The organism is Rhodospirillaceae bacterium (assembly GCA_018662005.1).
GTDB lineage: Bacteria > Pseudomonadota > Alphaproteobacteria > Rhodospirillales > JABHCV01 > JACNJU01.
The window spans coordinates 109,888-116,727 of the sequence record JABJHA010000038.1 but is presented as its reverse complement, the minus strand read 5'-3'; the positions used below and the strand labels follow the sequence as shown (position 1 = coordinate 116,727).

Sequence of the window (6,840 nt, the reverse complement as noted above, 5' to 3'; positions counted from 1 at the left end):
GCAGGCGTTCGGCAGAATCATAGGAGCCGACGACAGCGCCACCGCCACCGCCGGAAAGCTGGTCGGCAAATTCAACAAAAAGCTGCTCGATGACGGATGAACTGATGTTGCCAAGGGTCGCCATGGTTTGCGACATGTCACAAATTTCTTCGTCGTCCATCAGCTCGAAAATGTGTGCCGAGTGTTCCTGGCCGAGCGCGAGCATGAAAACAGCCGCTTTTTGCTGGCCCGACAGACTTCGTAGCTCGCTTTTAGATTTTGCCATCGTGCTAGGCTACATCAACTTTCTTGGTACATCCATGTTCGGATAATCGAAAGTGCCTCTTCAGGATGTTTCTCGACAATTTCACCGACTTTCTTGACCGAAGAAGCCTTGACCCGGCCTTCAACCCGGTCAATATCGATCAGTTCCTCATATTGTTCAGCCATACCCGGTGCTTCGCTTGGTGATGGCCCACCGGCGCTTGGTGCCGTTAAAGCTGCCGCGGCTGCCGCTGATGTTTGATCTGCCAGCATTCTGCCTTCTGCCATGGCAGCCGGCAAGGCCTCGAAAGCCCTGGAAACCAAGGGCCGGACCACCAGCAGGATGACCAGAATAGCGACAATGCTTAAGACCAGAATTTCAGCCATTCTCAGCAAGTCGTTCTTGTTCAGCCCGAAGAACAGCTGAAGTTCCTCTTCTTCTACGGCGCCCAGATCGGCGAATTGCATGTTGATGACATCAACCGAATCGCCCCTGTCGGCGTTGAAGCCGATGGCGCTTCTGACCAATGTGGCCATCAATTCCATTTCTGCTTCGTTTCGGGGCTGATAGTTCTTGTCGCCGTTTTCATCCTCGGGGTAGGTGCCGTCGATAAGAACGGCCACGGACAGGCGAGTGATCACACCAGCCTCGCGAATATGGTTGATCACCTTCTTGGAATTAGAATAGTTGACGATTTCTTCGGTACGGTTTTCGTTGGAATTTAGGCTCGCCCCCGACGTTGTTGAATTCAAATTGGCATCGGGCAGGTTGGTCGCTACGCTGACCGGCGTTGCGGCGTCGCTTTCCTGGTTGGTATTGGATTGTTCGACGCTTTGGGTTGATGCTACAACCTGACCATCAGGATCGAATAATTCTTCATTGGTGACGATTCTGTCAAAGTCCATATCGGCCGTGACCTCGGCCCGGGCTTTCCCGAAACCGACAATGTTTTCAAGGAGTTGTTCGATTGTCGAGCCGAGCCGCCTTTGCAGGGCGCGCTTGCGCTCTTCGCCCTTGGCGGCGGTCGCACCCGGTGCGCTTAAATCTTCAAAACCACGGGCCAGCAATGAGCCCTTGTTATCGATGATGGAGATTCTGTTTGGCACCAGTCCGGGGACGGCGGCGGCGACAAGGTACTGGACGGCGGATACCTGCTCGGGATCAAGACGGGCACCATTCATCTTTAGCATAATAGTGGCGCTTGGTTGCTGGGTTTGCCGGGAAAAAAGCTGGCGTTTGGGTAAAACCAGATGAACACGGGCCGAACTGACTGAAGAAATTGATTTAATGGTTCTGGAAAGTTCACCTTCCAGGGCACGCAGAAGATTGACGTTCTGGATAAAATTGGTTGTGCCAAGGGCGTTGGCGTTGTCAAAAATTTCATAACCGACGATCTGGCCGCCACCAATTCCCTGACCAGCCATAGACAGGCGTAGTTGGCCGATCATATCGGCCGGGGCAAAAATTTCATTGCCGTTGCGGATTTCGTAAGGCGTATTGGAGGCGCTGAGTTGGCCTGTTATTTTGGACTGGTGTTCGGCTTGCAAGCCGCCGTATAGCAATTCCATCTGCGGCGCCGTTAACCGGGTCGTTATGAAAATAAAGAAGCCAATGAGGCCGACGGCGACTACGCCCATGACGGCCATTCTGAGTGGCCCCAGATTACGGAGAGCCTGAATGAGAGTTTCCACGTTTTGTCCCTTGTCCCAAACTAAAGATGACGCCGTGTGCCTAATACGGTGTCAGATGAATATATCATCAGCTCTAAGCTAAGGAGGGGATCGTGAATAACTGGTTAACAGCCCGGCAATAATTGCCTAGCAGGGGCATAAAAATGAATATCAGTCAGTCTTTGCCTCTGGTCGCCCGCAACCCATTGATGCCGTGTTTGTCGAACTGGCGCTGCCAGGAGATAAATTCATCGATGGAAAGGTCATAACGGCGGCACGCTTCATTGAGTGTGATGAGCCCGCCAAGAACCCCTGCGACAACCTTGGCCTTGCGGCGAATGACCCAGCGTCTTGTGTTGCTTGGGGGTAGATCGTGAATGGTCATAGGCAGACCCTGGGGGTCAAGAATCCAGGGTTGGAAGGTTGAATTCCCGGTTGGTGTATTCTTTGGAAATGACATTTATTTTAAGGTTTGCCCACTTGATGCGCTGGTCATACTGTTGATTGGTAAAGAGTAGGGCCCGGGTGTTAAAAATTGCCTAATATGGGTGTGGAAATCACGGCTTTTATGCGGGAGACAAGCGTGAAACGTAAACTTGCTGCGGCCCATACGCACCGCCAGGCCGGGCGTTTGAAGGAAGCCCTGACCCTTTATGGTCAGGTGCTGGAGGACGATCCGGAAAATCTCGATGCCTTAAAGAATCTGGCCCGGATGTCGCTTGACCTAGGAGAACCGCAAGCGGCCGCCTCGATGGTTTTGCGAGCCTTGTCAAAAGATCCGCAAGAACGCGAAAGCCTGGAAATTCTGGATATGGTGGTGGGGCGACTGGAGGCTCCGCAAGCCCAGGCACAGCTGATATTTGAATACGCCCATGACCTTAAAGGGAAAGGTTTGTGGGATACAGCTCTTGTCTTTTACCGGCGGGCGCTACAATTCGACCCGACCCTTGTCGCCCGTGACACCTTCGACTCCATCCCTCTTTTGTCACAAGGGCAATTGCAACAGGGGTGGTTGGCTTTTGAGTGGCGCAATACGATCGGCAGCCTTGGCCCGTTTACGGAAAAAGTCTGGAGTGGGGAGGACTTGACCGGCAAAACCGTTCTGGTCTGGGGCGAGCAGGGCATCGGTGACCAGATCATGTTTTCGACCTGCCTGCCCGATATCATTGAGCGGGCCGGGCATGTGATTATCGGAATTGATGAACGGCTGGTCAGCATTTTTGAGCGATCTTTCCCTGCGGCTTCGGTTTACGGGGTCACGCGCTATACGTCAGATGGGCAAACCACTGTTAAGGAATTTAGCTGGCTGGATAACTACCCTGCCGTTGATTTCTTTGTTCTGGAAGGGTCATTGCCGCGCTTCTTCAGGCCGACGATTGAAAGTTTTCCGTCCCGTTCCAATAAATTCAACGCTGATACGCGGCAAGTAGAATCCTGGCGTCACAGGATGCAGGGGCTGGGTTCGGGAAAAAAAATCGGAATCAGCTGGCGCAGTCTTTTTGTCAATGAAGATCGGGCGAATCAATTCCCCGCTCTTGAACTCTGGCAGCCGCTGTTTGACAGACCTGATGCTCACTTTATCAGCCTGCAGGCCGGATTGACGGGGCAGGAGCAGGGCTTTTTTAAGGAATGTTTTGGCATTGAGCTTGCGGTCTTTGACGACCTAGACCTCAATGATGATCTGGACGGGACAGCAGCCTTGATTTCAGCTTTAGATGGGGTGGTAACGACACAGAACTATCTGCAATGGCTGTCCCCGGCCTTGGCTGTTCCAACCTGGGTGATTTCCAAAGGAAGCAGGGACATGCAATGGGGCCTGCTTGGCGAAAAACATTACCCGTGGTTTCCCGCATTGAATGTCTGCATTGAGGACGAAAACGCGCTTATTGCAAAAGCCTTTGCCCGTGTAGCCGCAGATATCTGACCCCCAAATGGGTGTCCCGGCAACGGTTTGGGACGTTGCCGGGACTGGGTTTGGGACGTGGGCTTGTGGTAGTGGATTAGACGTTAGTTTGGGACTAACGTTTCACCCTCATCAGCTCTTCCAACATTTGGTCGGCGGTGCTGATGATCTTCGCGGAAGCAGAGTAGGCCCTCTGCACCACGATCATGTCGGTGAATTCCTCACCGATATCGACTGTCGAGGCCTCAAGCGTGCCCTGGACAGTTTGTCCTGCTGGTCCGTTGTCGGCGACACGCAAGGTGTAATCGCCGGACTGTTCTGTTGCGTTCCAGGTGTTACCTGTTCTGGATTCAAGGCCATTGACGTTAACGAAGGTGGCCATTGGCAGTTTGAAAATCGGCCGTGTTTCACCATTATCAAACAGCGCCGTGACGAGGCCATCGGCGGAGACGGTAACCCCGGCGAAAGTGCCAAAGCGTGAACCGTTCTGGTTGATGAAAACCGGCGTAAAGCTGGCGCCGAACTGGGTCATGCCATTGGCTTCAGTCAGGGTGCCAAAATCCATGGTGATTTTTTTCACGCCAGCACTCGAGTCATCCATATCAGCCGCACCGTTGGCGAAATTGAGAACTTCCAGTTTCGATACATTGATGGCCTTGGGCAGACCATCACTTGAAAATTCAAGGGCAGCTGCCGTATTGACGGCTTGGGTGGATGCCGCAAAAGCGGTGTCGTCGGCCTCTGTGATGGTTGTCAGGGGCGTGCCACTGATGTTGGCGAAGTTGACATCGTAGGTACCGGTGCTCAATGTCCTGAGCGACAGCACATTATCGGTTGCGCCGGCGCTTTTGCGCAGGTCAACGCCCGAACCGGAAAGCGAGAAGGAAGGATCGTTAGCTTCGATGGCGTCCTGAAGATCGGCAAGGGTTTGGGCAATGGTGCCATCTCTGTAAATAATTCTGTCGGCACCGGTGGTATCAACGGCTTCACCTGCCGTAAACGTGTAGGTCAGGCTGTTAATAATCATGGATGTCGTGGTTGCCGGGACCGCCGTAAACTTGAACTGCGCGGTATCTGTATAAGCCAGGTCCTGCTTCTTGATGGTGAAGGCGGTGTCCTGTGTGGTCACCCGTTCGCCGGTGCCGTCGAGCAGGCCGGTCGGGTCAACGGTGATCGCTTCGGTGCCCTCATCCTTGAACAGGATGGTCGTTGTGCTGCCGGTACTGACAGAAATCCGGTTATTGACGGTTACCGGTGTCGAGTCACCATAATCGGCGAATTCGTTATCCGTCGCTTTGACGGCCGTCACCAGGGCTGCGACGACAGTCGAAAGACTGTCGGTGGTTGCAAAGGTGACGGCATTGGCCGGGCCACTGGCGTTGGAGTCGAATTCATAGGTGACGCCACTGATAATGACCGTCGAGCCGTCGGCGGGAACGCGGCCGGCGCCGCTTGAATCCAGTTTGTTAAACTCAAGCTGGCCAACGCTGGAATAAACTTTTGGGTTTGTCGCCGTTCCGTCCTCAAGGGTCATGACAGAGGAACCAGCCGGTGTGTCGATATTCATTGACCATTGGTTTTCACGGTCCGAGCGGGTGTAGACGACACTCATGGTGTTCGCATTGCCCAGGCTGTCGAAGAACTGAACGTCGGTTTTATGCTCCGTGCCAGCCGTGTCATTTGACGGCAGGTTGGCGCCGATGCCGATGGTCGATGTCGATGATGCTGTACCACCAACCCGGTTCAGGTTGACCGTTGACAGATAATCCGTCGAAACAATGTTTTGGTTGGCAATGGTCAGGTTCGTGTTGGCGGGTTTGACGACACCGCCGGCAGTTGTCGGCCACCCTTGCAGGTAAAAACCGGATGTGTTGCGAAGGAACCCTTCGTTATCCATGAAGAAGGAACCGGAACGGGTGTACAGGAACTGGTCATCGACCGTCGGTTCCGCCGCTTCATTGACAACAAAAAAGCCTGATCCCGAAATCGCAAGGTCAGTGGATGAGGTTGATGCCTGCAGCAGGCCCTGAACGCCCGTATCCTGACGTGGTCTGGATTGAACACCACCAGCGGAATAAAACGTCGAACTGGTTTGTTTCGTTACCAGTGACTGGAAATTAACCGTGGTGTTCTTGTAACCCACCGTCGATACGTTGGTGATGTTATCGGAAATAGCGCCCATGGCACTCGACTGGGAGGTAAGCCCTGATACACCCGAAGATAAAGCACCGAATAAGCTCATTTTCCTTCTCCTTCGATTTGCCGCGAGATTTCTGGCGGCGTTTTAATTTCATTTCACCGCCGGGACATCCCGGCGGTTATCAATAATCCCTGCCTTTTAAGGGGCGGGCGTTGTTTTGGTTTCCTTGACGGCCAGGACCGTATCGAGAGGCGTAATCACGTCGTTCATGTAAAGCGAGACGACACCGTCCTTGGCGCCGGCACCGGTGACGCGACCGAAGACAGTCTGCGTCACATTCATGATGTTTCCGTCGCCGTCGGTGGCCGAAACAATAGCGGCGTAGGATCCGTCTGGTTGGGCCGTGCCTGATTTATTCTTGCCGTCCCAGGTGAAGGACTGCTTGTCGGTTTCCAGTGCGGCGTCGGTGGAATAGACCGTCAGGCCGCTTGAATTGACGATGGAAATATTCGCGGTCCGCGGTTTGGTATCGAACTGGTAGGTGATTTCGGCATTGTCATTCTCAAGATGGAAGGAAGAACCGACAGATTCGATGGTGTTGCCGATAAAGTCGGTCATTCCGGCCACTTGCGAGGTCTGTGTCACGTTTAGAAGTTTTTCCAGATTGGCGTTCTGATAAATCTGCTGCTCAACGCTGGCGAATTGCACCAGTTGCGAGGTGAATTCGTTGGCATCCATGGGATCAAGGGGATCCTGGTTCTTCAACTGGGTGACCAGAAGATTGAGAAACTGATTGAGATCCTGATCCAGTTTAGCCTTGGCGGTGCCCGACGATGACGTCGGATCAATGCTGGAAGAATCTACTGAGCTGGCGCCAAACATG

At 53.5% G+C, this 6,840-nt stretch carries 6 protein-coding genes; 1 reads left to right on the top strand and 5 read right to left on the bottom strand.

The features are described from left to right. The 3 genes from HOL66_15170 to HOL66_15160 all read right to left on the bottom strand — a co-directional run. On the bottom strand, window positions 1-265 hold a 265-nt coding region (locus HOL66_15170; GenBank protein ID MBT5245578.1), incomplete at its 3' end, for a flagellar motor switch protein FliG. A 14-nt stretch (window positions 266-279) separates the two neighbouring features. Next, window positions 280-1,935, bottom strand: a complete 1,656-nt coding sequence (gene fliF, locus HOL66_15165; protein MBT5245577.1) for a flagellar M-ring protein FliF — start codon at window positions 1,933-1,935, stop codon at window positions 280-282. Between the two features lie 154 nt (window positions 1,936-2,089). Further along, window positions 2,090-2,374: a DUF1153 domain-containing protein gene (locus tag HOL66_15160; protein MBT5245576.1), complete on the bottom strand. Its 285-nt coding sequence runs from the start codon at window positions 2,372-2,374 to the stop codon at window positions 2,090-2,092. A 123-nt stretch (window positions 2,375-2,497) separates the two neighbouring features. Here HOL66_15160 and HOL66_15155 point away from each other — a divergent pair, with 123 nt between their 5' ends. Beyond that, a complete protein-coding gene (locus tag HOL66_15155) occupies window positions 2,498-3,838 on the top strand; it encodes a tetratricopeptide repeat protein (GenBank protein ID MBT5245575.1) in 1,341 nt (446 codons plus the stop codon). A gap of 94 nt (window positions 3,839-3,932) precedes the next feature. On the opposite strand, the gene HOL66_15150 is transcribed toward HOL66_15155, so the two are convergent. Beyond that, a complete protein-coding gene (locus HOL66_15150) occupies window positions 3,933-6,059 on the bottom strand; it encodes a flagellar hook-basal body complex protein (protein MBT5245574.1) in 2,127 nt (708 codons plus the stop codon). 96 nt (window positions 6,060-6,155) lie between these two features. Further along, window positions 6,156-6,839, bottom strand: coding sequence for a flagellar biosynthesis protein FlgD (locus tag HOL66_15145; protein ID MBT5245573.1), 684 nt, complete (start codon window positions 6,837-6,839; stop codon window positions 6,156-6,158). Window position 6,840 lies beyond the last annotated feature (1 nt).

Coding starts and splice junctions, on each gene's coding strand:
- HOL66_15160 (MBT5245576.1), bottom strand. CDS start 2,374: ATGTCATTTCCAAAGAATACACCAACCGGGAATTCAACCTTCCAACCC.
- HOL66_15150 (MBT5245574.1), bottom strand. CDS start 6,059: ATGAGCTTATTCGGTGCTTTATCTTCGGGTGTATCAGGGCTTACCTCC.
- HOL66_15145 (MBT5245573.1), bottom strand. CDS start 6,839: ATGTTTGGCGCCAGCTCAGTAGATTCTTCCAGCATTGATCCGACGTCA.